This is a genomic window from Rhodococcus sp. 06-418-5 (assembly GCF_002258285.1).
Lineage (GTDB): Bacteria > Actinomycetota > Actinomycetes > Mycobacteriales > Mycobacteriaceae > Rhodococcoides.
The window spans coordinates 95,544-121,591 of record NZ_NOYE01000008.1 but is presented as its reverse complement, the minus strand read 5'-3'; the positions used below and the strand labels follow the sequence as shown (position 1 = coordinate 121,591).

Genomic DNA, 26,048 nt, shown 5'->3' with positions numbered 1-26,048 from the left:
GGTCGGTACGTCGGCGTGAAGAGTTGTCCGCATGGTCTCGATTTCTGCTGTTGTCGGAGTGTTCGCCGTGGCTCTCGCGTTGGTTCTGACCCCGGGGCCCAACATGATCTACCTCGTCTCGCGGAGCATCTCGCAAGGGAAGCGGGCGGGACTGGTGTCGTTGGCCGGCGTCGCGCTCGGTTTCCTGGTCTATCTCACCGCCACCAATCTCGGCTTGGCAGCGGTCTTCTCGGCCGTGCCTGCGTTGTACACCGCGGTCAAGCTCGCCGGTGCCGCCTACCTCGCCTGGTTGGCTGTGCAGGCGCTGCGCGGTTCGGTGTCGGCCTTCGAACCGACCGAGCTGCAACAGGATTCGACCCGTCGGCTGTTCACGATGGGGTTGGTGACCAACCTGCTGAACCCGAAGATCGCGATCATGTACATCTCGGTCATCCCGCAGTTCGTCGATCCCGCGGCCGGACACCTTCTGCTGCAGGGATTCACGCTCGGTGGCGTACAGATCGCCGTGGCAGTAGCGGTCAATCTGGCGATCGTGGTGCTGGCCGGATCGATCGCTCAGTTCCTGGCCGTTCGGCCCACGTGGCTGAGGGTCCAGCGCTACGTCATGGGCACGGTACTCGGACTGCTCGCCGTGCGCGTGGCGACCGACGGAGGCAGACCGGTCCCGGCTTGAGCCCTGTATGCGCGCCAGCCGCCGAATTCGGTGATGTCGGTGCCGTTCTCGGCTGCGTCGTGCGCGCAGCAGAATCCGGTGACCCAGCGACCGTCGGACAACTCGACCGGACCCAGACCCATCGGCGCGGGCAATCCCGCGAGGAACGTTCCGAGGGCGGCGGCGGACATGCGATACAACTCTCCCGAGATGGGAGCGCCGTGGCCCGCACGCCGCACGAGACCGGGCTTGGGCGGGGTGGTGTGCAGATCCACGAGTCGGTAGTCCGCCGTGGTCGTCACCTCGCCGATGAAGCGTGCACCGCGATCGGTCAGCTGGTGGTGCACGGGAAAGCCGCGCAGGTGCGCTCCGACGGCCAACACCTCGATACCGTCGTCGATCAGCGAGGGTGACGCGACGCCGCTCAGCTGTGCAGCGAGGTCGATCGCGATCTGATCCTCGAATGCCGGCACCACGACCATGACGCCGAACGGGTTGCCGTCGTGCGTCGAGGCTCCGGGAACGGCCACCGCGGCCATGTCGAGCAGATTGCAGAAGTTGGTGAACGTACCGAGGCGTCGGTTGATGCCGACCGGATCCGATTGCACCGCAGCGATGCTCGGATGCTCGGTGGTGGTGGGCAACAGCAGGCCGTCGAACCCGTTCAGGAGTGCGCGGGCCGCGGTCTCGGCTCCGGCGAGAGCGGCGAGATCGTCGACGTACCGGTGTGCGGACGGCGTTGCCGCCGAGCGAACGATCGCGGACACCGTGGGATCGGCACCGGCAGGCGCGGTGTCGAGGAACTCTCCGACGGCCGAATACCGCTGGGCCACAATCGCTCCGTCGTACAGCAGTGTTGCCGCGTCCAGCAGCGTCGAGATGTCGACCTCGGCGTGGGCAATACCCTTCTCTGCCAGGCCGGCCACCGTCGCCTCGAATGCCCGACGGTACGCCGGACTCAGCGATGTCAGATCCTCACCTCGTGGGACGGCGACGCGGGACTGCGGGGACGCGGCGAGCCGTACGTCGGAAGGCCAGGCCCGGCTGCGTGGATCGGTGGCGGTGGGCCCGGTCATGACTTTCATCGCCGCAGTGGCACTGTCCAGATCGCGCGCGAGAACTGTGACGCAGTCGTAGTCGGCGCAGGCGGGCACGACGCCGGTGTTCGGCACGATACCCAGTGAGCTCTTGATGCCCACCAGGCCATGGAAGGCTGCGGGCACTCGACCCGATCCGGCCGTGTCGGTGCCGATTCCGATGTCCGCGATGCCCAGTGCCACCGCGACGGCGGAACCGGAGCTCGAGCCTCCCGAGATCAGTGTCGGATCCCAGGCGCAGCGGACCGCGCCGTAGGGGCTGCGGGTGCCGACCAGTCCGGTGGCGAACTGGTCCAGGTTGGTCTTGCCGAGCACCAGTGCGCCCTGGCTCGTCAGTCGCTCGACGGCGACGGCGGAAATGCCGGGTGTGTAGGCGAATTCGGGGCATGCTGCGGTGGTGGGCAGGCCGGCGACGTCGATGTTGTCCTTGACTGCGACGAGTACTCCGGCGAGCGGTAGATCCGCACCGGCCGCGACCGCCTCGTCGAGGGCGACGGCCTCGGCCAGCACGTCGTCCTCGTCACGCAGGGTGATCCACACCTCCGGCCGATCGACCTCGGCAATTCGCTTGTATGCCTGCAGAACTCGTTCTCGTACCTCAGGCTGCATCGGTCCTGCCTTTCGTCGTATCGAATTCGCCTGCTGCCGACCATGCGTCGCGTTCGGCACCGAAGGCGACGGCCTGCGTCGCGCGGAACTCGGCGATGGAGTCCGCGTTGGTGTCCAGGAAGTTCTCGTGCTCGGCGAGGGAGAACTCACCGTCGGTGATCTGCACTCCGCCGCCGCGGCCGGCCGCCAGATCTGCGCGCAGGTCCATCAGTTCCTCGGGTTCGACCGGGTACCAGGAGATTCGGTCGAAGAACCGGAGCAGCCACGGGGTGCCTTCCTCGAACGGTCCGCCGCTGTAGGCGGCACTGTGGTTCCACACCTGCGTGGTTCGTCCGACGAACTGGTAGCCGCCGGGACCTTCCATGCCGTAGATGCACAGGTACGCTCCGCCGATACCGACGGCGTTCTCCGGCGTCCACGTGCGCGCCGGGTTGTACTTGGTCGTCACCAGTCGGTGCCGCGGATCCAACGGTGTCGCCACCGGTGCGCCCAGGTACACGTCACCGAGACCGAGGACCATGTAGTCGGCGGCGAAGACGGTGTCGAACACCTCTGCCACCGAATCGAGTCCGTTCATCCGCCGGATGAATTCGATGTTCCAGGGGCACCACGGGGCGTCGGCGCGCACACCGTGCATGTAGCGCTGGATGGCCTCGCGGGTCGAGGGGTCGTCCCACGAGAGCGGCAGCCGAACCTGGCGGCTGGGGACCACGAGCTCCGAGGCCGCGGGTAGTTCGTTCTCGACCTCGGACAGCAGACCCATCAACGAATCGATGGACAGCACATCGGGATTCACCTTCACCTGCAACGAGCGGATCCCGGGAGTCAGGTCAACCAGGCCACGGGGCGCGAGGGCCTCGACGCGCTGATGGAGGGCGTGCACCCGGGCGCGCAGGGCCAGATCGAGTTTCATGTCGCCGTACTCCACGAGCACGTTGTCGTCGCCCGAGCGACGGTAGGTGACGCACGTATCGGCGTCGCGTCGAGCGATCACTCCGTCGTCGCCGTCGCCGCCTGCGGAGAACACCGCGGGCAGAGACGCGCGGCGAGCGAGACCGAGTGAACCCAGCGGCGCCGTGGACGCGGCCTTCACGGGCACGAATCGGATGGTGTCGCCCGGCCTCAGTTGACCGAGCTTCCAGCGTTCGGCGGCCACGACGGTGACGGGGCAGACGAAGCCGCCCAGGCTCGGACCGTCGGGTCCGAGCAGGATCGGGGTATCGCCGGTGAAGTCCAACGCCCCGACGCTGTAGGCGTTGTCGTGGATGTTCGACGGGTGCAGTCCGGCCTCGCCGCCGTCGGGCCGAGCCCACTGTGGCCTCGGTCCGATCAGTCGGACTCCGGTGCGATCGGAGTTGAAGTGCACCTCGTAGCGGGTGGCGTAGAGGGTGTCGATGTCGTCGCGGGTGAAGAACTCCGGTGCGCCGTGTGGGCCCTCGGTGACGGCGATGTCCCAGCTCGACGTCAGCACCGGCAGGTGTTCCATGGGAATCGGACCGAGAACGGCGGGGTTGTCGGAGCGGCCGGCCAGTGCGATGACGTCGCCCTCGCCGAGCACGCCGCCGCGATGTCCGCCGAACTTGCCGAGTGTGAACGTCGCTGCACTGCCGAGGTAGTCGTCGACATCGAAGCCGCCCTGGACGAGCACGTAGACCCGCAGACCCGAACCGGTGGTGGTGCCGACGTCGAGGGTGGCACCGGCGGGTACCAGGACCGGCTTCCACTGTGGGGCCGCGCGGCCGTCGATGCGCACCGGTACCGCGGCACCGGTGACGCAGACGTAGGTGTCGGCATCGAACGTCAATGCCGGCCCGGCCATGGTGGATTCGAGTCCCGGAGTGCCCTCGGGGTTGCCCAGGGCGACGTTGCCGAGCCGGAACGACAGGTCGTCCATCGGTCCCGATGGCGGTACGCCCACCTTCCAGTACCCGATGCGGCCCGGCCAGTCCTGCACCGTGGTGAGCATTCCCGGCCGGTGGACTGTCATCTTGGTCGCGTTCATGCCCCCGCCGACTCTCGCGTCACGATCATCCGGACCGCAGTGGGGTCGAATCCGTTGCAGGGGTTGTTGATCTGTGGGCAATTGGAGACGAGCACGAGGGTGTCGATCTCGGCACGCAGTGAGAGTTTCTTCCCGGGAGCCGAGAGACCGTCGACGATGCCGAGGGTCCCGTCGGCGTCGACGGGCACGTTCATGAAGAAGTTGATGTTGGGTGCCAGATCTCGCTTGCCGAGGCCCCACTTGGATCCTTCGATCAGGAAGTTCTCGACGCAGGCGTGCTGGTGCTGAGTGTGGTGGCCGTAGCGCAGGGTGTTCGATTCCTTGGAACACGCTCCGCCGACGGTGTCGTGGTTGCCGACCTCGTCGTCCACGATCGTCATCAGCGGCGTCGAGTCATCGCTGCGCAGAACGGAACCGGTGGTGAGGAACAGGTTCTGTTGCGCGGAGACCGTCGCGGCGGCGGAGTATCGGATGGAACGATCGTGCGCGCTGTACAGCAGAGTGTCGACGGCTTGATTGCCGTACAGGTCGACGATCGTCAGGATGTCACCGGCTTCGACGACCGCGGACCACGGACCGAATGCGGGGGCGATCTCGTCTTTCACGATCACTGCACTGGTGGTCACTGTGCTGCCTTCCATGCGTCCTCGGTGTTCTGCACTGCGCGTAGGTATTCGGGTTCGGTGTTGTCGAGCGTGAGCAGCTCCTCGGGTGCCCGCCAGGCCAACACGTCGAGGGCGGTGGTGGGGAATTCGGACCTCGGATCGAGTGGGTGAGCGGTGTTGGCGAGCAACACGATCACCGGCAGGTGGATCAGCAGATCCACCGACTTGCCCGCTCCTGCGGATCCGGTGCTGACCAGAGCGCCGTCGGCGGCGACGGTGACGCCGTGGAAGAACGACAGGGACGGCGCGACGTCCCGCGGTTCGAGTCCGTGCTTGGCCGCGGCGAGGGTGAACAGTTCTCGACCGGCCGGAGCCGACGAATGTGGTCCGCTGTCTCCGTATTTGGCGACATTGGTAGCGGTCGAGGTGGTGCCGCACAGTGCGTCGTGGCGGCCGGAGGTGTCTCCGACGACGGTGGCCAGAACACGGCCCTGGTCCGAGAGCAGGGGATGACCCGAGCTCAGATACGCCTGCCACGGCACCTTGACGGTGTCGGCGGTGTTGAGCCGTTCCCATGGTGCGTCGGCGCGGTACAGCAGCAGATTGGCGCAGGCGTCACCGTTCACGTCGACGAGGCGCAGCCGGGTTCCGCGAGCGAGGACCTTGGTGGTGTAGCTTCCGCCGGGGACCGATTCGGCCCAGGTGAGTTCCGAGATGCCCTCCGGCGCAGTGGGTGCAGGCGCGACGGTGGCCTGGGAGCGTGCGTGTTCCTTGGCCGAGTGGGTGGTTGCGGTTGCCGTGCTCATGGTGATTCAGGCTCCGATCGTGACGGGCTTGGGGTGGGCTTTGCCGCGGGGCAGGCAGGCGATGCCCACGACGATCACGGCGAGGACGGTCAGTGGTGCGGCCCATCGCAGGATGGGGAATTCGCCGGTGGGGTCGAAGATCTCGGCGCGGGGCCACGACAGGTTGATCACCATCAGTCCGCCGTACAGGACCGCTGCGATGTTGACGGGCAGGCCGAGGCGGCCGAGGGTGAAGAGCTTCTCGCCGTCGCTGTCCTTCTGCACTCCGCCGTGCGGCCATCCCTTGAGCCGCTGGATCAGCAACGGGACGGTCACCATCATGTAGGCGAGGTAGATCAACACGATGCAGACGCTGGACAGCGTGGTGAAGATCGCGGAGTTGCCGACGTTGACGGCCAGGATCGCCACGCAGGCCACGCCGATCAGAACCGACGGTGCGATGGGAGTTCCGGTGCGCGAGTTGACCTTCGCCAGCGCTGCCGATGCGGGCAGTCGTCCGTCCCGGGCCATGGAGAACATCAGCCGCGATGCCGCGGTCTGGATGGCGAGGGTGCAGATGAACACGGCGATGGCGACGTCGATCAGCAGGACCTTGCCCCACGGTGAGGTGAGGATCGAGTCGATGACGTACGGAAGCCCCTGTGTCGCAAGCTGACCGTCGGTCAGGCTCGGTGCGGCCATCAGGGCGCCGACGATCATCAGGCCACCGCCCAGTGCCGAGGCGGACAGTGCAAGGCGGATGGTGCGGGGCGCGACGCGTCGGGGATTGCGGGTCTCCTCGGCCAGTTCGCCTGCCGAGCCGAAGCCGACCATGACATAGGCGGCCATCAGGCCCGAGACGATCCAAGCCCCGATGTAGCCGGGATCGGCCCCGGCACTTCCGGTATCGAACACCACCTGTGGTCCACGTTCGGCGTGGGTGAAGAACACCAGGACCAGGGCGATGACTCCGACGATCTCACAGGTGACGCCGATGCTGTTGATCCGCGACATCCAGTTCACGCCGATGCAGTTGATGGTGGTGGTGAGCACCAGCAGAATCGAGCCGAGCACAACGGCATTGGCGGCACCGCTCGGTGAGGTGAGTGCGGTGTCCTCGCCGATCAGCTGGAATCCGCCCCAGATGCTGGGAAGTACCACCTGCAGGGCGATGGCGGCGGCCGAGGCGGTGACGATCTGCGCGATGATCATGAACCAACCCGCGAACCACCCGACCAGCTCACCACCCATGCGCCGCGACCAGTGGTAGATCGCGCCCGAGATGGGATAGCGGGCAGCGAGTTCGGCGAAGTTCAGGGCCACCATGAACTGGCCGAGGAACACCAGCGGCCAGGTGAGGAAGAAGGCGGGGCCGCCGAAGCTGAAGCCGAGGCCGAAGAGCTGGAAGATGGTGGTCAGAATCGAGACGAACGAGAAGCCGGCCGCGAAGGACGCGTACTTGCCTAGGCTGCGATGGAGCTGCTGGTCGTAGCCCAGGGCGGCCAGGTCCGAATGATCCGAGGTGGCGGGTGATTCGGACCCCTGACCCGACGCGGGCAGTGTGGTCGAGCTCATGTGATCTCCTACGGGCGAGGTGGGTGGATGAGTGACCCCGCTGCATCGCCGAGGCGGGTTTTCTGTCAGTTGATAGTTTTCGGCACGGTCGTTCCCGGATCGTGTCCGTCGTGCAACAAGCTCGTTTCGTCTATTTTGATCAGATGACAGAAATCTCACCGTCATATCGACCTGACAAGATGCAGTCATGACCGGAGCAGGCAGGCCAAGGCTGAGTACGAAGAAGCGGCCCGGCGACACCGCTCGCGAGGAGATACTCGACGCCGCGGCCGAACTGTTCACCACTCGCGGCTTCACCAACACCTCGACTCGCGTCATCGCCGAGGCCGTCGGATTACGTCAGGCCTCGCTCTACCACCACTTCGCGACCAAGGACGACATCCTCGACGCACTGCTCAGCGGAACGGTCGACGCACCGCTGGCCGTCGCGCAGCGCATCCGAGACTCACAGGCCGAGCCCGCGACCCAGATGTACGCACTCGCCTACTTCGACTCCGGCCAACTCGGTGCGTCCACCTGGAATCTCGGCGCGCTCTATCTGCTGCCCGAGCTGCGCAGCGAACGCTTCGAGACTTTCCGCGACCATCGATACTTGCTCATGGGCCTGTATGCGGCCATCGCGTCGGACACGCTGGACCAACTGGGCTCTCAACGCCGTCCGGGGACGGAGGACCTGCCGTTTCGACTGGTGGAGACCGTGGTGAACGCGCGGGCCGATCGTGAGAACGGCCGGAGCGACCCGACAGCCGATGCCGCCGGTATCGCCGCAGCCGCACTGCGTGTGCTCGGCTGGACTGGCGATGTCACGGCGCTGCACGAGAGCGCAGAGGCCCTGCTCGAGTCGGTCGTCGGAATAGTCGAGGATGGACTCGCCTTGCACAGGTCATGACTTCCATAGCAATTGTCGGAGCAGGTGCAGGTCTCGGAGCAGCGGTGGCGCGCAAGTTCGGCGCGCAGGGTTTCTCGGTCGGCCTCATCTCCCGAAACCAGGCCCGTGTCGACGCTCTGGCCGATCAGCTCGCCGCCGACGGTATCTCCGCGAAGGGCTTCGTCGCCGACGTGCGTGACCCGGCCTCGATCGCCGCAGCGCTCGAGCAGGTCACCGAAACGCTCGGGCCCATCGAGGTGCTGCAGTACAGCCCCCTTCCGCAGAAGGACTTCATGCGGCCGGTGCTCGAGACCACCCCGGCCGACATGGTCGGCCCGGTCGAGTTCTCGATCTACGGACCGATCGCCGCCGTCCACCAGGTGCTCCCGGGCATGCGGTTTCTCGGCGAGAACAAGGGCACGATCCTGTTCGTCAACGGCGGCTCCGCAGTCAAGCCGGGTCGCACCGTCACCGGCACGTCCATCGCCTTCGCCGGCCAGGCAGCCTACGCGCAGCTGCTCAACGAGGAGCTGGCCGAAGAGGGAATCCAGGTGTCGCAGTTGATCATCGGTGGTGCCATCGACGGTAGCGACCCGAGGAAGAGCCCCGAGGCTCTCGCCGAGCAGCTGTGGAGCCTGCACACCGGGCGCGACACGTTCCGGGTTCAGATCGCTACGGATTAGGGTTGCGTCCATGACGTCGCTGCCTCACTGGGCTCTCGGCCTGGACCTCGCACCCCATCCCGAGGGTGGTTGGTTCCGCGAGACCTGGCGCAGCGAGGTCACCATCCCGCAGGAGTTCCTGCCCGACGGCTATCCCGGTCCGCGCGCGGCAGGCACGGCGATCCTGTTCCTGCTCATGCCCGGCCAGCAGTCGGCGTGGCACACCGTCCGCGGGACCGAGATGTGGCTGTATCACCGTGGTAGTCCGGTGCAGCTCGACCTCGGCGGCGCAGGGGACGAGCCGGGAACCGTGACTTCGCTGCTGGTCGCACCGGACGCGCCGCAGCAGATCGTGCCGCCCTCGGTGTGGCAGCGGGCGCGTCCGGTGGGCGACGAGCCGAGTCTGGTCAGCTGTACCGTCACGCCGGGATTCGATTTCGAGGACTTTCGGCTCGACGGGCCCGCGAATGGGTAGGAAGCGCGCGTCGGCACCGGTCGGCTCGCTGCAACCCGGAGTGTTCGAGATCGATTCGGGCACCTGTGAACTGGTCCGCGACGCCTTCTCCGACGACGGCTGGGTCGTCAACGTCAACGACGTCCCGAGTTCGCACATCGACATGAACGACCCCACCGTGCTCGAATTCGAGTACATGCGGTGGATCTCCGGACTGGTTCGCGCTCAGTGGGATTCGACCTTTCCGCTACGGGCGCTGCACCTCGGGGGTGGGGCGTGCACACTGGCGCGTTCCTTCACCGCCGAATTCCCCGGTGCGCGTCAGGTGGTCGTGGAACTCGACGGCAAGCTCTCGGAGCTGGTACGCGAATGGTTCGACCTCCCGCGAGCACCGCTGCTCCGTATCCGCGTCGGTGAGGCGCGGGCGGTCACCGAGACCTTGAGCGAGAACAGTCGCGACCTGATCGTGCGAGATGTGTTCGCCGGGGCGGTCACTCCGGCCCCGCTGCTGACTGCCGAGTTCACCGCCCATGTTCGACGCGTCCTCGCGCCCGGCGGCATGTACGTCGTCAATTGCGGTGATCGACGCGATCTTTCGCTCGCGAAGCAGGAGGCGTCGACTCTTCGCAGTGTCTTTCCGCATCTGGCGATCGTCGCCGATCCGGCGATGCTCAAGGGCAGGCGCTACGGCAACATCATCATCGCGGGCAGCGATGTGCAGATCGGGGATTCCCCCTCGTTGGCTCGCGAACTGCTCGGCGGCGCGGTTCCGGCTCATGTGTGGCTGACCGAGCAGGTCGAGTCCTTCGCTCGCGATGCGAGAATTCTGAAAGATTAGGGTGCGGGGTTGTTGCCCGCGAGATCTTTCGCCAGTCGCTCGGCGGCCGAGATCAGCAGGGGTACGAACTGTTCGGCCGATTCGAGCGTGACTCGCGCGGTGGGTCCGGCGATGGACATCGCCGTCAGCGTGGGTGCACCGATCACCGGTACGGCGAAGCAGCGCACGCCCACTTCCTGCTCGCCGTCGTCGATCGCGTAGCCGCGTTGGCGGATCACCGCAAGATCTTCGAGTAACGCGTCCAGCGTGGTGATGGTGTTGACGGTACGGGGTGCCATACCGAGGCGGCCGACGATCGCGCGGACGGCGTCGTCGTCCAACTGCGCGAGGAGAGCTTTGCCGACGCCGGTGGAGTGCGGCAGCACCCGCTGTCCCACCTCGTTGAACATTCTCATGGCGTGTTCGGACGGCACCTGCGCGACGTAGACCGCCATGTCGTCTTCGAGGAATGCCATGTTCGACGTCTCGTGCGTGATCCGGACCAGCTCGGCCAGGTACGGCTTGGCCCATCCGCCGATCAGTTTGGAGGCGCTGTCACCGAGCCGAATGAGCTTGGTGCCCAATGCGTATCGACGGGACGGCAGCCGCCTGACGTAGCCGAGCGAGACGAGGGTCCCGATCAGTCGATGCACGGTCGGCATCGGCAGATCGGTTCCCTCGGCGAGTTCGCTGATCCCGATGGATCCGCCCGAGGCGGCCATGATGTCGAGCAGCTCGAATGCGCGCTCCACGGACTGCACCCCGCCACCTGCCGCCACAGTCCCACCTCGCATGCTCGTAGCTTCCACCGATCTCGGTAGAACACTACTGGTGATGCCGCGTCGCCACCGGTGGAGCCGCGGTCACCACCGAGGGTGAGGCCTTCTGGCCGATCGTGACGACGTTGAAGGCGATGTTCAGCAGGACCGCGACGATGCTCGCGGCACTGATGCCCGAGTCGAGTACCACGTGGACCCAGTCGGGGAAGGCTGCATAGAAGCCCGGTACCGCGATGGGGATGACGCCGAAGCCGATGGCGACGGCCACGATGACGAGGTTGAGATTGCCGTCGAACTCCACCTTGGACAGCGTCCTGATGCCGCTGGCGGCCACCGAGCCGAACAGCACGATGCCCGCGCCGCCGAGTACCGGCAACGGAACCGATGCGACGACCAGACCGAGGATGGGAAAGAGTCCGAGGAACAGCAGCACCGAGCCGCCGGCGGCGACGACGTAGCGACTCTTGATTCCGGTGACCGCCACCAGACCGACATTCTGGGCGAACGCACTGGCGGGGAACGTGCCGAAGACGGGAGCGATGGTGGTGGCCACCATGTCCGCACGCAACCCGTCGCCGACACGTCGGGCATCGACGTCGGTGCCGACGATCTCGCCGACGGCCAGGATGTCCGCGGTGGTCTCGGTCATGATGACGAGGATGACGACCACCATCGACAGGATCGCCGCGATCTGGAAGGTCGGTGCTCCGAACGCGAACGGCTCGGGGAGGCTGAAGATGGCACCGTCACCGACACCGGAGAAGTCGGCCTTGCCGACCAGGACCGCAAACACCGTGCCGACGATGATGCCGATGAGGATCGACAGCCGCGACAGTGTGCCCTGCACCAGTCGGCTGACGAGCAGAACCACCACGAGGCTGAACGCCGCGAGACCGATGTTGGACATCGAGCCCCAGTCGGTGGCCTGCTGATCACCGCCCATCGCCCACCGAACCGCAACGGGCAGTAGCGAGATACCGATGACGGTGATGATCGTGCCGGTCACCACCGGTGGGAAGAAGCGAACGATCTTGCTGAAGAACGGGGTGATGAGGATGCCGATGGCACCGGCGGCGATGATGGCTCCGAACACCGAGTTCAATCCGCCCGGCCCACTTGCGATGGCCACCATCGTCGACACCGAGGCGAACGAAATGCCCTGCACCAGAGGGAGTTTTGCGCCGAAGTACGGCACTCCCAAGGTCTGCAGCAGGGTGGCCGCTCCGCTGACGAACAACGCGGCCGAGACCAACAGCGCGATCTCGGTGCCGGTCAACCCCGCTGCGCCGCCGACGATCAGAGGTGGTGCTATGACGCCGCCGTACATCGTCAGGATGTGCTGCAATCCGTAGAGATACGACCTACCGATCGACAATCGCTCGTCCTCGGGACGGGCGGGGTCGTGTGGTGCATGGGTCTTGGCCGCAGTGCGTTTCGTCAGCTTCATGTCGGCTCGCTCCTAGCAGAATCCGGGCACGGTATCCCAGGCGCGGCCTGCGTCCGGGGCATCGTCGCGCTGCACCGTGGCCTCGATCAGACCGTAGGGGCGATCCGCGACGTAGAAGACCTCACCGGGGTTGTCGAGTCCGAACGGCTCGAGGTCGACGAGGAAGTGATGGATGTTGGGCATCGAGAACTTGATCTCGCCGATCTCCGGGTGTGCCTCGAGAACCTGCTTGCCCATCTGGAACAGGCTCTGCTGCAACGCAAGAGAGTGAGTGGAGGCGAAGGCGTCGAGCATGATCGAGCGGACGTCGTCGAAGGTCTTGTCGAAATCGAGCTCGGTGGTGAGATACCGCCAGCGGGCGCTGACCGAGGTGGCCAGAATGCGGTCGGTGGTTTCCTTCAGCGTCGTGTAGCGGTCCTTCGGGTACCCCCAGAACTCCGACGCCGTCGAGTTGAGGACCACGAGATCGCTGATTCCGGAGACGATGGAGATGTTGTCGCCATCGACCGTCACGATCGTGTTCCGCTTCTCGTCGCCGGCCTTGACGAACGAGTGGTCGTATCCGTCTTGACCGTCGGCGATTCGCGACCAGGAGTACTGCTCGATCTCCCAGCGGCCGCCGGTGATCCAGTCGAAGCTGTCGGTGAAGTGCGCGCCGAGGCGCAGAGCGAAGTTCTCGATCGCGCCGATGCCGTCGCGGGCGAAGGCATACACGGTGTTCTTCTGGGTGTCGGTCGCGACGACGTGGGCGTTGTCGCCCTCGGTGTGGACGGCCTCGAGATCTCCGCGCAGCTGCGAGGTGACGCTGACGTCGGTGATGCGGTGGCGAGGAGTCTCGCGGTCGATGCGGACGAGTCTGCATTCGGCTTTGCCGTACTGGTTTGCTCCGAGCACGATGGTCATGGGTTCTAGCTCCCTCGATAGGTGGTGAAAGCGAACGGGCTCAACAGAAGTGGTATGTGGTAGTGCTGGTCGGATGCGGTGATCTCGAAAGTGACGAGAACCTCGGGGTGGAAGCACTCGGTGTGCTGGGCGGCGAAGTACGCGCCGGTTGCGAAAGTGAGGCGGTAGACGCCCGGTTCGAGTTCGCTGGGACCGAGCGCGGCGACGCGTCCTTGCTCATCGGTGACCGCGTCGGCGACCGGGGTGCCGTGGTGATCGGCAAGCACTATCGAGACACCCTGCGCAGGAACGCCTCTCGCCGCATCGAGCACGTGAGCGGTCACATGGCTCCTCTGGTCAGACATCGCCGAGACTTCCTGTTGCCCGAATCTCGGCGATCTCCCGCAGTTCGTGTTCGACGACGACGGCCTCGGTGTGCGGGTCGTTGCCGAGTCGGCTGTTCAGAGCGTCGAGAACCGCGTGGGCATCCCGGCCTGCGGCCCTGATCAGAAACACCTGTCCGAATCGGTTCTCGTAGGCCACGTTTCCCGCTCGTAGCCGTTGTTCGATGCTCGCGTCGGAGATGTCGACGCCGGATTGCTCGGCGCTCGCGTACTCCGAACTTGCGTCGCGGCCGTCGGGTCTTTCCCCGATACGCGGATGCACGGCGAGTGCTCGCGCCACCTCCTCGGCCGTCAATGGTCGGGCAGCGTGACGGATGGCGTGGCGCAGCGCCTGGGTGTCGGTGAACGGGCGGGCGCTCAGAACTCCCTCGACCCAGCGGGGTACGTCCAGGCACAGTGACAGCCTGCGTGCCGCATCGGCGTCGGAGGCCGCGTTCAGCTCGACGACTGCAGCGTCGGTTTCTGATTCCGCTATACGAAATGTTGATTCCACCAAACGAGCGTGACACCGATCACATCCACTGTCAAGGGTTGATCTCGGACTGTCTGCGTCGAGTCTTTCGGTGTTGCCGCACTGCGGTATTCGGCGCTTCGGTCGGGCAGTCCGGGTGAGCGGGTCTTGACAGATCCACGTGGTGCACGCCACACTCGAATCACAAAACGGAATCACTATTCCGAATTACGGACTTTGTGTCCGATCCGATCGAGCCCGAGAGGAACGACTTCATGACGGAGCTTTTCTGCAACGGTGGTGCGATGCGGGGCGGCAGCCTGCACCACAACGTCTCGTCCCACCCGTTCGTCGGGACAGTGCGCACCACACCGAACTACCGCTTCTTCTCGGTACGAGACGAATTCCCGGCGCTGCTGCTCGACCACACCGCAGGTGCGGCCATCGAGGGCGAGCTCTACGACATTCCGCTCGACGACATCCGCACGGCGTTCCTGCCGGACGAACCGCCGGAGCTCGAACTCACCGTGGTCGCGCTCGAGGACGGGCGCTCGGTCCTCGGCGTCGGCCTCCGCCCCGGGGTGCTCGATGCACAACCGGACGAGCTGACCGACATCACCTACACCGGCAGCTGGCGTAGGTACCGCGGCCTGCCGCAACCTCAGAACTGAAAGGCACTGTGCATGAACACCTTCGCTGATTCCAGGCTTCACTACACCGTCAACTGTTCCATTCTCTTCACCGACGTGCCTCTGCTCGATCGACCGCAGCGCGCCCGAGATGCCGGCTTCGACGCCGTCGAATTCTGGTGGCCGTTCGGGGGCCCGGTGCCGTCGGACGCCGATGTCTCTGCGTTCGTGTCCTCGATCCGCGATGCCGGGGTACAGCTGACCGGTCTGAACTTCGCCGCCGGCGACATGCCGGCAGGCGACCGCGGGATTCTGTCCGATCCAGCGCAGGTGCAGGCCTTTCGCGACAACATCGACGCCACCGTCGGAATCGGCGAACAACTCGGCACCAAGACGTTCAACGCCCTCTACGGAAACCGCATCGACGGAGTCGACCCGCTCGACCAGGACGAGGTCGCGATCGAGAACCTGGCCGCAGCCGGGAAGGCCGCAGCGAAAATCGGTGCGGTCGTACTGGTCGAACCCGTCAGCGGCGCACCCGCCTACCCGCTGAAGTCCGCTGCCGGAGCCGTCGCCACCATCCGTCGAGTTGCCCGTGAACAGGACGTCCACAATCTGCGCCTGCTTGCCGACCTGTACCACCTCGCCGTCAACGGAGACGACGTGCCCGCAGCGCTCGAGGCCCACCACGACCTGATCGGGCACGTGCAGATCGCCGACTCCCCCGGCCGCGGAGAACCGGGCACCGGATCGCTCGACCTCGGCGGACAGCTCGCCGGCCTCGCCGAACGTGGTTACGACGGCTACGTCGGACTCGAATACAAAGCCACCCGCCAGGACACGTTCGACTGGCTGGAGCTGGCTCTTTCCACCGGCACCACTACCAAGTAGGGATTGATATGAGCACCATCGCATTCATCGGCCTCGGGATCATGGGCAGCCCCATGTCCGTTCATCTCGCCAAGGCGGGCCACCAGGTGGTCGGCTACAACCTGACTCCCGATCGCACCGGGCCCCTGGTCGAAGCGGGCGGCACGGCCGCCGACTCCATCGCCAAGGCCGTCCACGACGCGGATGTCATCGCGATCATGGTTCCCGACTCCCCCGATGTGCAGGACGTCCTGGTCGGTGAGGGTGGTGTGTTCGACAATGCTCGACGCGACGCGCTGATCATCGACTTCTCCAGCATCCGTCCCGACGTCACCGCCACCTTGGCCGCCGACGCGATCTCGCGCGGCTTCCGGATCCTCGATGCCCCGGTCTCCGGAGGCCAGGCCGGTGCCGAGAACGCGACCCTGTCGATCATGGTCGGTGGCAGCGCGGACGACTTCGCCACGGCCAAGCCGATTCTCGACGTCGTCGGCAAGACCGTCGTGCACGTGGGTCCGAGTGGGTCCGGGCAGACCGTCAAGGCGGCCAACCAGCTGATCGTGGCAGGCAACATTCAGGTGCTCGCCGAGGCCATCGCGTTCCTCGAGGCGTACGGCGTGGACCTGGCAGCGTCGGTCGAGGTTCTCGGCGGCGGCCTCGCCGGCTCGGCAGTGCTGAACCAGAAGGCACAGAAGATGCTGGACCGCTCGTTCGAGCCCGGGTTCCGCATCGACCTGCACCACAAGGATCTCGGCATCGTCACCTCGGCTGCGCGTGAGGCGGGGGTCGTGATCCCGATGGGCGCGGTGCTGGCGCAGCTGATGGCCTCGGCCCGCGCCAATGGTGATGGTGGACTGGATCATTCGGCGCTGTACCGCGGCGTCGCTCGGCTCTCCGGTAAGGGAAACTGATATGCCCAGGATGCGCGCGGCCGATGCCGCAGTGAAGATACTCGAACTCGAAGGTGCCACAACCGCATTCGGTCTCCCCGGTGCGGCCATCAATCCCTTCTACGCGGCGATGCGCGATCACGGTGGGATCCGCCACGTGCTGGCCCGCCACGTCGAGGGTGCCTCGCACATGGCGGAGGGGTTCACCAGAGCGGCACCGGGCAACATCGGCATCTGCATCGGAACCTCCGGCCCGGCCGGTACCGACATGATCACCGGGCTGTATTCGGCCATGGCCGACTCCATTCCGATCCTCGCCATCACCGGCCAGGCCCCGGTTGCGCGGCTGCACAAGGAGGACTTCCAGGCCGTCGACATCGCGGCGATCGCCGCACCGGTGACCAAGATGGCGATGACCGTGCTCGAACCGGCGCAGGTTCCCGGTGCGTTCGCTCAGGCGTTCCACCTGATGCGATCCGGCCGTCCGGGACCGGTGTTGATCGACCTGCCCATCGACGTGCAGCTGGCCGAGATCGACTTCGATCCCGACACCTACCAATCGCTGCCCGTGCACAAGCCCGTCGCCTCGCGCGCACAGGCAGAGAAGGCCATCGACATGCTCCTCGCGGCCGAGCGCCCGTTGATCGTGGCCGGCGGCGGCATCATCAACGCCGATGCCTCGGACCTGCTCGTCCAGCTCGCCGAGATACTCGACGTCCCGGTCATCCCGACCCTGATGGGCTGGGGCACGATCCCGGACGATCACCGTCTCGCCGCAGGCATGGTCGGGCTGCAGACCGCGCACCGGTACGGCAACGCGACCCTGCTGGCCTCGGACTTCGTGCTCGGCATCGGAAACCGCTGGGCCAATCGGCATACCGGCGGACTGGACACGTACCGCAAGGGCCGCAAGTTCGTCCACGTCGACATCGAGCCGACCCAGATCGGACGCGTCTTCGCACCGGACTACGGCATCATCTCCGACGCCAAGGCCGCCCTCGAGCAGTTCGTGGCCGTTGCCGAAGAACGTCGGGCGGCAGGCACGGTGCGTGATCTCTCGGGCTGGGTCGAGGACTGTGCGACCCGCAAGCGGACGATGCATCGCCGCACCCACTTCGACAACGTGCCGATCAAGCCGCAGCGCGTGTACGAGGAGATGAACAAGGTCTTCGACCGAGACACCCGCTACGTCAGCACCATCGGGCTCTCGCAGATCGCGGGCGGTCAGTTCCTGCACGTCTACTCCCCACGCAACTGGATCAACTGCGGGCAGGCCGGCCCGCTCGGTTGGACCATTCCCGCGGCACTGGGTGCGGTGGCAGCCGACCCCAAGGCGAATGTCGTTGCACTGTCGGGAGATTACGATTTCCAGTTCATGATCGAAGAACTCGCTGTCGGCGCGCAGTTCAACCTGCCGTACGTGCACGTGGTGGTGAACAACTCGTACCTCGGGCTGATCCGGCAGGCGCAGCGCGCGTTCGACATGGACTTCTGCGTGCAGCTGGGGTTCGACAACATCAATACTCAGGAATCACAGGACACGCAGCCCGGTATCCCCAAGGGCTACGGCGTCGACCATGTTCGGGTGGCAGAAGGATTGGGCTGCAAAGCGCTTCGCGTCACCGATCCCGACCTCATCGGCGAGACGCTGGTGCGGGCCAGGACTCTGGCCAACGAGCACAAGGTTCCCGTCGTCGTGGAGATCATCCTCGAGCGGGTCACCAACATCTCGATGGGCACCGAGATCGACAACGTCGGCGAGTTCGAGGAGCTGGCAACCACCTCGTCCGACGCGCCGACCGCGTTGCTTCTGCTGGACTAGAGATGACGCGCATTCTGCTCGCTCCGGACAAGTTCAAGGGCTCGCTGTCGGCGGCCGAGGTCGCGCGGGCGTTGGCGTCGGGGATGCTCTCGGTCGACTCGTCCCTCGAGACGGTGTGCCTGCCCGTCGCCGATGGGGGTGACGGCACCGTCGACGCTGCCGTCACCGCCGGGTGGGATCGAGTGGCCGTCACGTGTGCGGGGCCGACGGGTGAGCCGGTAAAGACGTCGTATGCCCGTCGCGGTGACACCGCTGTTGTCGAGCTGGCGTCGGCGGTCGGGCTCGAGCTCCTGCCCGGCGGTGAGCCGGATACGTTGGGAGCGAGTACATTCGGTCTCGGTACCGTAGTCGCGCACGCACTCGAGTCAGGTGCCGGGTCTGGTTCGGGTGCGCGGCGTATCGTCGTCGGGCTCGGGGGCAGTGCCTCCACCGACGGCGGCGCGGGCATGCTCGTCGCGCTCGGTGCGCGCATCCTCGATGCCGGCGGAGGCGAGGTGGCGCGCGGTGGTGGTCCGCTCCGCGGTGCAGTCCACCTCGATCTGAGCGGATTGCTGCCGTCGGCTCGGAACGCGGTGTTCGAGCTGGCGTGTGACGTCGACAATCCGTTGCTCGGTGTCACCGGAGCCGCGGCGGTCTACGGCCCGCAGAAGGGTGCCGGACCGCAGGAGTTGCTGTATCTGGAACACGGGATGCGGCAGTGGTCGCATCTGGTGCGCAACGCAATCGGTCGTGACCTCAGCGGCCTGGCGGGCGCAGGGGCGGCCGGCGGAACCGCCTTCGGTGCCATGGCCGTACTCGGTGCCGCGGCCAAGCCGGGGATCGAGACGGTGCTCGAACTGATCGACTTCGGTAGCGCTCTGGCGTCGGCCGATCTGGTCGTCACCGGTGAGGGCTCGCTGGACGAGCAGAGCCTGCACGGCAAGGCACCGATCGGTGTCGCGAACACCGCACGTGCAGCCGGTGTCCCGGTGATCACCGTCGCCGGACGGAGCACCGTCGGTTTGGATCGATTGCGTCCCTACGGAATCACCGCCTCCTATGCGCTGACCGAGCTGGAGCCGGACCCTCGGATCTCGATGCGTGACGCGGCCCGGCTGTTGCACGAGGTGGGCCGAACCTTGGCCACCACACACATTTTGGAAGGAACTTCATGACCGGAACCGATTTCACCACTCTGACCGATCTGGCATCTCGGGCGCTCGGCGGCAGCGTCTCCGCAGCGAACGACGAATTGTTCGCTCAGCGCGAGAACCTGATCAAGCCCGATGCTCCGCTGTTCGATCCAGCGGACTTCGGCCACAAGGGAAAGGTGTACGACGGGTGGGAGACTCGCCGTCGCCGTGACGAGGGCGGTCACGACTGGGCCATCGTACGGTTGGGAGCCCCGGGCATCGTGCACGGCGTCGTGGTCGACACCGCTCACTTCACCGGCAACTACCCGCCGTTCGTGTCCGTCGAGGCTGCGTCGATCGAGGGCTATCCGTCCATCGAGGATGTGCAGAATGCGGAGTGGCACGCCATCGTCGACAAGTCCCCGGCGGCCGGTGACACCGCGAACAGGTACGAGGTGGCCGATCGGCACCGGTGGACGCATGTGCGTCTGTCGATCTACCCCGACGGCGGCGTCGCCCGGTTCCGTGTGCACGGCCAGGTGGTGCAGGATCCGCGGTTCCTCGCAGGCACCGTCGACCTGCTGGCCGCGGAGAACGGCGCTCGGCTCACCGAGTGCTCCGACGCCTTCTACTCCTCGCCGGCCAACATCATCCTGCCCGGGCGTGCTCGCAACATGGGCGAAGGCTGGGAGAACTCTCGACGACGCAACGGCGGCAACGACTTCGCAGTGTTCGCTCTCGCATCGCCCGGCGCCCCACGCCACGTGGAGGTCGACACCAGCTACTACGTCGGGAACGCACCGGGGTGGATTCGGCTCAGCGCCATCGATTCTCGTCGCCGACACATCACGGACCCGACGGCATGGACCGAGATTCTGCCCCGCACCGCCGTCCAACCGGATACGCGACACCGGTTCCTGTTGAACGAGGCCGACGCGTACACGCACCTGCGACTGGACGTGTACCCCGACGGCGGACTGTCCCGATTGCGGTTGTTCGGTGAGCTCGACGCCGAAGCTCTCGATGCGGCCGACATCGCGTGGAAGTCCTCGGAGCTCCAGAGTGTCTCCAGTGCAGTCTGATCTGGTTGTTCGCGCGTCGCGGGCGGTGATCGGCGGACGGGAGGTTGCGGCCTCGATCTCCGTTCGTGACGGCCGAATCGTGGCCATCGACTCCGTGGATGCCCGCGCGTCCGCGGAGGTGGCGGTCGAGCTGGGGCCGGACGAGGTGCTGCTGCCGGGTTTGGTGGACACCCATGTGCACGTCAACGAGCCGGGGCGCACCGAATGGGAAGGGTTCGCCAGCGCGACCCGAGCCGCGGCCGCGGGAGGCATCACGACCATCGTCGATATGCCGCTCAACAGCATCCCGCCGACGGTGGACGTCGCGGCCTTGGAGATCAAGCGGCGGGTGGCGGCGGATCAGTCGGTCGTCAACGTCGGCTTCTGGGGTGGTGCCGTTCCGGGAAATGTCGAGCAGCTGCGGCCGCTGCACGAGGCGGGGGTGTTCGGCTTCAAGTGCTTTCTGCTCGCGTCGGGCGTGGACGAATTTCCGCCGCTGACGATTCCGGAGCTCGAGAAAGCTCTGATCGAGATCGCGTCGTTCGACGGGTTGATGATCGTGCACGCCGAGAACGCCGAGGTGATCGCCGAGGCACCGTCGGCGACGGGTCGTGAGTACTCGGGATTCTTGGAATCGCGTCCACGTGCCGCCGAGAACCGGGCCATCGAGCAGGTGATCGAGTTGTCGCGGAGGACGGGGTGCCGGGTGCATATTCTGCATCTGTCGAGTGCCGATGCGTTGCCGATGATTGCGGCGGCGAAGCGCGACGGGGTGCGGGTGACCGTCGAGACCTGCCCGCATTACCTGTGTTTCGATGCGGAAGCAGTGCCGGCGGGCGCCACCCAGTTCAAGTGTTGCCCGCCGATCCGCGAGGCCGGCAATCGAGAGTTGTTGTGGCAGGGTTTGTCCGACGGCACGATCGATACCATCGTCACCGACCACTCCCCCTGCACGCCGGATCTGAAGAGGTTCGACACCGGAGACTTCGGTGATGCGTGGGGCGGGATCGCGTCGTTGCAGGTCTCGCTCGCTGCGGTGTGGACGGAGGCGCGTGCCCGTGGGTTCGCACTGACCGACATCGTGCGGTGGATGGCCACGAATACTGCCGATCAGGTCGGTATGGCCGATCGCGGACGCATCGATATCGGTTGCGCTGCAGATCTTGTGGTGTTCGCACCCGACGAACGGTTCACCGTCGACGTCGCGCAGCTGTACCACCGTAATCCGGTGACGGCGTACGACCGACTCGGGCTGTCGGGTGTGGTGCGGCGGTCCTGGATCGCGGGATCGGAATCCTCGACCGGGCGTTTGTTGGCGCGCGCCTAGAACGGCGGTGCTGCCGTGTCGTCTGTCTCCTGCTCCTGGTTGTCGGGTGGGTTGGGGTAGGCGATGATGCCGGAGTTTCTCGGTTGGGTGGGGATGTGTGGTCTGAGGTCGTTGCCGAGGATGGGGACGGCGGTGCCGTTGGCGGGAAGGGTGATTCGGGTGGTCTTCGATGTCGATGTCCACAGGATCGCTCCGCCGGGGAGCATGACGGCTTTCCAGTAGCCGGCGGTTTTGACGGTGTGGTGGTATTCGCAGAGGCACTGCAGATTGTTGACGGTGGTCCAGCCGCCGCCGAGCGGGTTGGTGTGGTCGAACGGGTTGATGTGGTCGAGTTGGCAGCGGGCGGCGGGGCGGTGGCAGCCGGGGAAGCGGCAGTGTTTGTCGCGGAGTCGGACCGCTGCGGTGGTGAGAGTGTCGGGGCGGTAGATCAGGGCCCGGTCGGTCAGGGGGTCGCGGGAGACCGACTTTCCGAGGGTGGGGTCGGCGGCGATAGCGGCTTCGAGTGCGGCGGCAAGGGAGGCGTTGCCGATATAGAGGCCGGAGGGAGTGTGGCTTGCAGTGGGGATCGTTCGGTTGTTGCGCCGGATCGCAGAGGCCAGGTCGAGGGCAGAGCTGTGCCGTGTACCCCTGCCGACAGGGGTGTGGGTGCAGAACAGCGCTGCGGCGGAGGTCAACGATTGCAGGCGGCGCGGAGGTCGATCCTCGGTATCGGTACCCGCATCCGGGCGAGTACTCGGTGCCGGACTACCGATCGGTGTGGGCTCGGATCCACTGATAGTTTCCTCGTCACTGCCGGTTTCGTGGTTCCTGGTGGTATCGGATGGTGCAGTGGGAGATTGGTTTTCGTTCGTATCTGGCGCTGGATCAGCGGTCGGCCTCTGTTGGACAGGTGTCGACGAAGTGGGTGCGGGTGCTGGTGACGCCACTGGCTCTGGGCCGGTCGCCTTACACGGCTCCGGTAGCGGCGTGGTTATAGCCGCCGAAGCGGTTGTTGCTGCGTGCTTGTGGGCTGGGCCTGAGCCTGGGGTGGTAGCTGCTGCCGGGTCGGTCGCGGGCTCGGTGATAGGCACCGGATTGTCGACCTGATCGACCCTATCTCCTGCCGGCGAGCTGTGTTCGGGTGCAGGAGAACTGGGCCCGGTTGGTTCCGACGCCGAAGCTGTCTCCGCACTCGAATCAGCCGTCGATGCATTCTGTGCACCTGCACCTGCACCTGCGTTCGCGTCCGTGGGTGTCTCGGCAGTCGTGTCGGTGCCCGCAGAGGCATCCGCATCCGAATCCGGTACCGCCCCCGCCGCCGTGCCCGGAACGGCGCCCGCTGGCGCTGACGTGTCGGTGTCCGTGTCCGATGTCGCAGCCGACCCTGGGTCCGACTCCTGCTCTTGCTCTTTCGGTGTTCGTTCCCATTCCCCTGTCTCCGGGTTCTGGACGGCGAGGCCGAGGGATTCGGCGAGGGTGATCGCTTCGGTCAGCAGGACCTGCCACTGACTGTTGCGTGCGAGTTCCCGGGCGAGGTCGGGGTCGATGGAACCGTGCCCGGCCAGATACGCCGGGTTCGAGAGCAGGCCGATCAGGGTGGCGATGTCGACGGTGATCATCGTGAGCGGCACCCGCCGATCGCGCAATGCTGCTCCCGCTTTGGGGCAGTCCTCCCGTCGGCACAAGCATTCCAGTCGGGGTTCGCCGTGCATGCGGGCCATGAAGGCATCGCACAGGCGTTCCTTCTTCCCACGCGGGTCTTTCGGGCAGAGGGTGTCGGCCATCTCCTCGAGCAGCTGCCATGCGGCGGCGGCTTCGGGTGCGGTCAACTCCGCCCGAATGCGGGCCAGTTCCCCGGCCGGGGTGTAGGTGACGGTGCGGAACTTCTTCGCGAACTCCCGCAACGCTGCTGCCTCCTCGGGTGCGACCCGCAGCAGGATGTCCCAGATCTCCTTCTCGAGCGGGCCCGGTGACAACCGGTGGGCCGCCTCGACGATCTCGTCCTCGACCTTCTTCACGATGTCGTCGCTCAGGTTGTCGAGGATCCGGCATACCGTCCGAACCCGCGCAAGGTCGACCTCACCGGTCTCGAACGCCGCGCGCAACAGTGGCAATCGGGTGTGCAAAGCGACGGCGATCGAGACGTACGATTCGGCGACCGTCGCCGAACATCCCAACGCGACCGCCATTTCGGTGCGCCCGTATCGGCTGTACTGCTTGTGCTCGGTGTCGAGGGTGATCCAACTCCGATGGACGTCGTAGCATGCGGAGATCTTGCGGGCGGCCTGCCGATTCTCCTCACACGCGGCCGCGGTCAACGCCTCCAGCGACACGGTCGGTACTGCCATCCCCATTCACCCCCCCGGTGAGCAACAATTCAGAACGCATGTTCGAACTGAACAAAGAGTATCGCGACCCTCCGACAAGAAACGAAAGCCCGCGGTTCAAGGCCGCTGAATGCATTGTTTCGTGCAGGGTCCGGCGAAGTGATCCGTGCCGGAGGCGATCAGGTTACGACCGGGCGTCGTCTTCCTGGATCTCTGAACCGTATTGGTCACGAGAGTGGGTCGATCGATCGGCGTCACGCCAAGGATCACGATGTCGTACACAGCCGAGGCAACCGAGGGGCTCACCAGAAAGCTTGTATGAGCGCCGCTGAGTCCAAAAAACCCTGCGTTACAAGCACTTCCGAGACCAGTGATCGGCTCCGGCGGCTGAAACGGCACGCAGCGCTGGTCTCGCAAGCCGAGCGAACTCGCGAGGCAACCCGGCCCGACTGCGTCGGACAGTTCTCCTGACGAGACTGGCTCGACTAGTCGTTCGTAACGATCGACAGCAGGATCCTCCGAAAGTCGGCTCTGTCTTGTTCATCCAACTTGTCCATCATCGCGCCGAACTCTTTCGCCAGAGCAGCAAGCGCACGCTCCAAGACCAGCCGGCCTTCCGTCGTTGTCGATAGTCGATGACGACGTAGATCGGTTTCATCGATCTCTCGGGTGACCAAGCCTTTGGCGACAAGTGCACGAAGATAGACCGTGACACTGGCTTTGGGCAGCATCAATTGTGCGGCCAGCTCGGCGGGGTGTTTGCAGTTGTCCACCTCGTCGAGAACGAAGAACTCCTTGGTCTCGATCCCGAGATCGTCGAACTGCGGCGCTGCCGCGTTCATCACTCGCGTCAAGAGCCGGTGGTTCAATTTCCACAACTGTGCCGAATCGGTCGACTGCATGCGCCCTCCTCAACTGGTACAGTTTCGTACTAGTTTCATATCGAACAATCATGCTTTGCATGCATTGCGAAGCTGAACAAGAATACGAGAGACGCTTTCATGATCGAGCATCTATCCATCCCTCGAGGCACCCTCACCCTGGCAGCCGATCTCCACCTACCCAGCAATTTCGATCAGACGCAGCCGCATCCACTCATCGTGCTGTCCACGCCGGGCAGCAGCGTCAAGGAGCAGATCGGTGCCAACTATGCAGCAGCGCTCGCCCGCCGGGGAATCGCAGCCATCACGTTCGACCCCGCCTACCAAGGCGAGAGCAGCGGCGAACCACGCGATCTCGAAGATCCCTACCGTCGGGGCGAGGACATCTCGTACGTGATCGACGAAGTAACGAAACTCGACATGATCGATGCCGAACGCATCGGAACCCTCGGGATCTGCGCTGGAGGCGGATACGCAGTCCACACGGCCCGCACCGACCACCGCATCAAAGCCGTCGGCACCGTCGTCGCGAGCAACATCGGAGCGGCCTGGCGCGCGGGCTCAGCCCTCAACGGCCCAGCCGTAGCCCTCGACGAACTCGCCGCGGCCCGATCAGCGCACGTGGCCGCAGGTACGGTCGAGCGCGTGAACTGGCTGCCCGACACTCCCGAAGATGCAGTTGCACTTGGTATCACGGACATCGACAGCACTCAGGCGATCGCCTTTTACCGGACCCCGCGCGGCAGCCACGAACGTTCTACCAACCGCCGACTGTCACGAAGCGATTCACTTCTGATGGGCTACGACGCATTTCACCTCGTCGATCCGCTGCTCACCCAACCCCTCCAAGTGATCATCGCCGGTCGGAAGGGCAACACCGGCCAGTACGAAGCAGGAATGGCATTGTGGGACATGGCCCCGAACCCCGTCGACCTGCTCATCGTCGACGGTGCCGGCCACTACGAAATGTACGACGAGCCGAGGTATGTGGATCAGGCAGTCGACAGGCTCTCGAACTTTTACAACCAGAACCTCTGATCGCCGAGCGGAGCCCGATAATC

The 26,048-nt window shown here is 65.6% G+C and carries 25 protein-coding genes; 13 read left to right on the top strand and 12 right to left on the bottom strand.

Annotation, left to right across the window (positions count from 1 at the left end):
• The first annotated feature begins 31 nt into the window (after positions 1–31).
• The gene (locus CH274_RS02255; protein WP_032396867.1) at positions 32–673 is read left to right on the top strand and encodes a LysE family translocator; all 642 of its coding nucleotides are present in this window, start codon (positions 32–34) and stop codon (positions 671–673) included.
• Here the strand turns inward: CH274_RS02255 and atzF are convergent.
• From atzF to CH274_RS02230, 5 genes are read right to left on the bottom strand one after another with little or no spacing between them, the layout of a single operon-like run.
• A complete protein-coding gene (gene atzF, locus CH274_RS02250) occupies positions 598–2,358 on the bottom strand; it encodes an allophanate hydrolase (protein ID WP_094656623.1) in 1,761 nt (586 codons plus the stop codon). The genes CH274_RS02255 and atzF overlap by 76 nt on opposite strands.
• The gene (locus CH274_RS02245; RefSeq protein ID WP_094656622.1) at positions 2,348–4,360 is read right to left on the bottom strand and encodes a 5-oxoprolinase/urea amidolyase family protein; all 2,013 of its coding nucleotides are present in this window, start codon (positions 4,358–4,360) and stop codon (positions 2,348–2,350) included. Before CH274_RS02245 ends, atzF begins: the two co-directional genes overlap by 11 nt.
• Positions 4,357–5,001, bottom strand: coding sequence for an urea amidolyase associated protein UAAP2 (locus CH274_RS02240; protein ID WP_094656621.1), 645 nt, complete (start codon positions 4,999–5,001; stop codon positions 4,357–4,359). The genes CH274_RS02245 and CH274_RS02240 overlap by 4 nt, the downstream gene beginning before the upstream one ends.
• Positions 4,983–5,771 (bottom strand): urea amidolyase associated protein UAAP1, encoded by a 789-nt coding sequence (locus tag CH274_RS02235; protein ID WP_094656620.1) that lies wholly within the window; start codon positions 5,769–5,771, stop codon positions 4,983–4,985. Before CH274_RS02235 ends, CH274_RS02240 begins: the two co-directional genes overlap by 19 nt.
• A gap of 6 nt (positions 5,772–5,777) precedes the next feature.
• Positions 5,778–7,325, bottom strand: coding sequence for an amino acid permease (locus tag CH274_RS02230; RefSeq protein ID WP_045197596.1), 1,548 nt, complete (start codon positions 7,323–7,325; stop codon positions 5,778–5,780).
• A gap of 187 nt (positions 7,326–7,512) precedes the next feature.
• On the opposite strand from CH274_RS02230, the gene CH274_RS02225 reads away from it, so the two are divergent.
• The 4 genes from CH274_RS02225 to CH274_RS02210 are packed head-to-tail and all read left to right on the top strand — an operon-like array spanning position 7,513 to position 10,147.
• A complete protein-coding gene (locus CH274_RS02225) occupies positions 7,513–8,214 on the top strand; it encodes a TetR/AcrR family transcriptional regulator (RefSeq protein WP_094629105.1) in 702 nt (233 codons plus the stop codon).
• A complete protein-coding gene (locus tag CH274_RS02220) occupies positions 8,211–8,876 on the top strand; it encodes an SDR family NAD(P)-dependent oxidoreductase (RefSeq protein ID WP_045197593.1) in 666 nt (221 codons plus the stop codon). Before CH274_RS02225 ends, CH274_RS02220 begins: the two co-directional genes overlap by 4 nt.
• A 10-nt stretch (positions 8,877–8,886) precedes the next feature.
• Positions 8,887–9,330 carry a cupin domain-containing protein gene (locus CH274_RS02215; protein WP_094629106.1) on the top strand — a complete coding sequence of 148 codons (444 nt, stop codon included), beginning with the start codon at positions 8,887–8,889 and terminating at the stop codon, positions 9,328–9,330.
• Positions 9,323–10,147 (top strand): spermidine synthase, encoded by an 825-nt coding sequence (locus CH274_RS02210; protein WP_094656619.1) that lies wholly within the window; start codon positions 9,323–9,325, stop codon positions 10,145–10,147. The genes CH274_RS02215 and CH274_RS02210 overlap by 8 nt, the downstream gene beginning before the upstream one ends.
• Here CH274_RS02210 and CH274_RS02205 read toward each other — a convergent pair.
• Genes CH274_RS02205 through uraD form a run of 5 tightly spaced genes read right to left on the bottom strand, consistent with a single transcriptional unit; the run spans position 10,144 to position 14,131 of the window.
• A complete protein-coding gene (locus tag CH274_RS02205; protein WP_045197588.1) occupies positions 10,144–10,920 on the bottom strand; it encodes an IclR family transcriptional regulator in 777 nt (258 codons plus the stop codon). The genes CH274_RS02210 and CH274_RS02205 overlap by 4 nt on opposite strands.
• 31 nt (positions 10,921–10,951) lie before the next feature.
• Entirely contained in the window at positions 10,952–12,352 is a 1,401-nt protein-coding gene (locus tag CH274_RS02200) for a nucleobase:cation symporter-2 family protein (RefSeq protein ID WP_082073850.1), read from the bottom strand.
• 12 nt (positions 12,353–12,364) lie between these two features.
• A complete protein-coding gene (pucL, locus tag CH274_RS02195; protein ID WP_094656618.1) occupies positions 12,365–13,255 on the bottom strand; it encodes a factor-independent urate hydroxylase in 891 nt (296 codons plus the stop codon).
• A 5-nt stretch (positions 13,256–13,260) separates the two neighbouring features.
• The gene (gene uraH, locus CH274_RS02190; RefSeq protein ID WP_094656617.1) at positions 13,261–13,599 is read right to left on the bottom strand and encodes a hydroxyisourate hydrolase; all 339 of its coding nucleotides are present in this window, start codon (positions 13,597–13,599) and stop codon (positions 13,261–13,263) included.
• A complete protein-coding gene (uraD, locus tag CH274_RS02185) occupies positions 13,592–14,131 on the bottom strand; it encodes a 2-oxo-4-hydroxy-4-carboxy-5-ureidoimidazoline decarboxylase (RefSeq protein ID WP_094656616.1) in 540 nt (179 codons plus the stop codon). Before uraD ends, uraH begins: the two co-directional genes overlap by 8 nt.
• A gap of 233 nt (positions 14,132–14,364) precedes the next feature.
• Here uraD and CH274_RS02180 point away from each other — a divergent pair, with 233 nt between their 5' ends.
• Genes CH274_RS02180 through allB form a run of 7 tightly spaced genes read left to right on the top strand, consistent with a single transcriptional unit; the run spans position 14,365 to position 21,800 of the window.
• Complete coding sequence (locus CH274_RS02180) at positions 14,365–14,760, top strand: allophanate hydrolase-related protein (protein WP_032396855.1); 396 nt, start codon at positions 14,365–14,367, stop codon at positions 14,758–14,760.
• A gap of 12 nt (positions 14,761–14,772) precedes the next feature.
• The gene (locus CH274_RS02175) at positions 14,773–15,609 is read left to right on the top strand and encodes a hydroxypyruvate isomerase family protein (protein WP_094646178.1); all 837 of its coding nucleotides are present in this window, start codon (positions 14,773–14,775) and stop codon (positions 15,607–15,609) included.
• 8 nt (positions 15,610–15,617) lie between these two features.
• Positions 15,618–16,499 carry a 2-hydroxy-3-oxopropionate reductase gene (locus CH274_RS02170; RefSeq protein ID WP_032396854.1) on the top strand — a complete coding sequence of 294 codons (882 nt, stop codon included), beginning with the start codon at positions 15,618–15,620 and terminating at the stop codon, positions 16,497–16,499.
• A 1-nt stretch (position 16,500) separates the two neighbouring features.
• Positions 16,501–18,300 carry a glyoxylate carboligase gene (gene gcl / locus CH274_RS02165; RefSeq protein ID WP_094646177.1) on the top strand — a complete coding sequence of 600 codons (1,800 nt, stop codon included), beginning with the start codon at positions 16,501–16,503 and terminating at the stop codon, positions 18,298–18,300.
• 2 nt (positions 18,301–18,302) lie between these two features.
• Complete coding sequence (locus tag CH274_RS02160; protein WP_094656615.1) at positions 18,303–19,454, top strand: glycerate kinase; 1,152 nt, start codon at positions 18,303–18,305, stop codon at positions 19,452–19,454.
• Positions 19,451–20,494, top strand: coding sequence for an allantoicase (gene alc / locus CH274_RS02155; protein WP_094646175.1), 1,044 nt, complete (start codon positions 19,451–19,453; stop codon positions 20,492–20,494). The genes CH274_RS02160 and alc overlap by 4 nt, the downstream gene beginning before the upstream one ends.
• A complete protein-coding gene (gene allB, locus CH274_RS02150; RefSeq protein ID WP_094656614.1) occupies positions 20,436–21,800 on the top strand; it encodes an allantoinase AllB in 1,365 nt (454 codons plus the stop codon). The genes alc and allB overlap by 59 nt, the downstream gene beginning before the upstream one ends.
• On the opposite strand, the gene CH274_RS02145 is transcribed toward allB, so the two are convergent.
• Together CH274_RS02145 and CH274_RS02140 are read right to left on the bottom strand one after the other, a co-directional pair.
• A complete protein-coding gene (locus CH274_RS02145) occupies positions 21,797–24,127 on the bottom strand; it encodes an HNH endonuclease (protein WP_179275614.1) in 2,331 nt (776 codons plus the stop codon). The genes allB and CH274_RS02145 overlap by 4 nt on opposite strands.
• 464 nt (positions 24,128–24,591) lie before the next feature.
• Positions 24,592–25,008 (bottom strand): MarR family winged helix-turn-helix transcriptional regulator, encoded by a 417-nt coding sequence (locus CH274_RS02140; protein WP_094629118.1) that lies wholly within the window; start codon positions 25,006–25,008, stop codon positions 24,592–24,594.
• A gap of 99 nt (positions 25,009–25,107) precedes the next feature.
• Here CH274_RS02140 and CH274_RS02135 point away from each other — a divergent pair, with 99 nt between their 5' ends.
• Positions 25,108–26,025 carry an alpha/beta hydrolase gene (locus tag CH274_RS02135; protein ID WP_094629119.1) on the top strand — a complete coding sequence of 306 codons (918 nt, stop codon included), beginning with the start codon at positions 25,108–25,110 and terminating at the stop codon, positions 26,023–26,025.
• Positions 26,026–26,048: the final 23 nt, after the last annotated feature.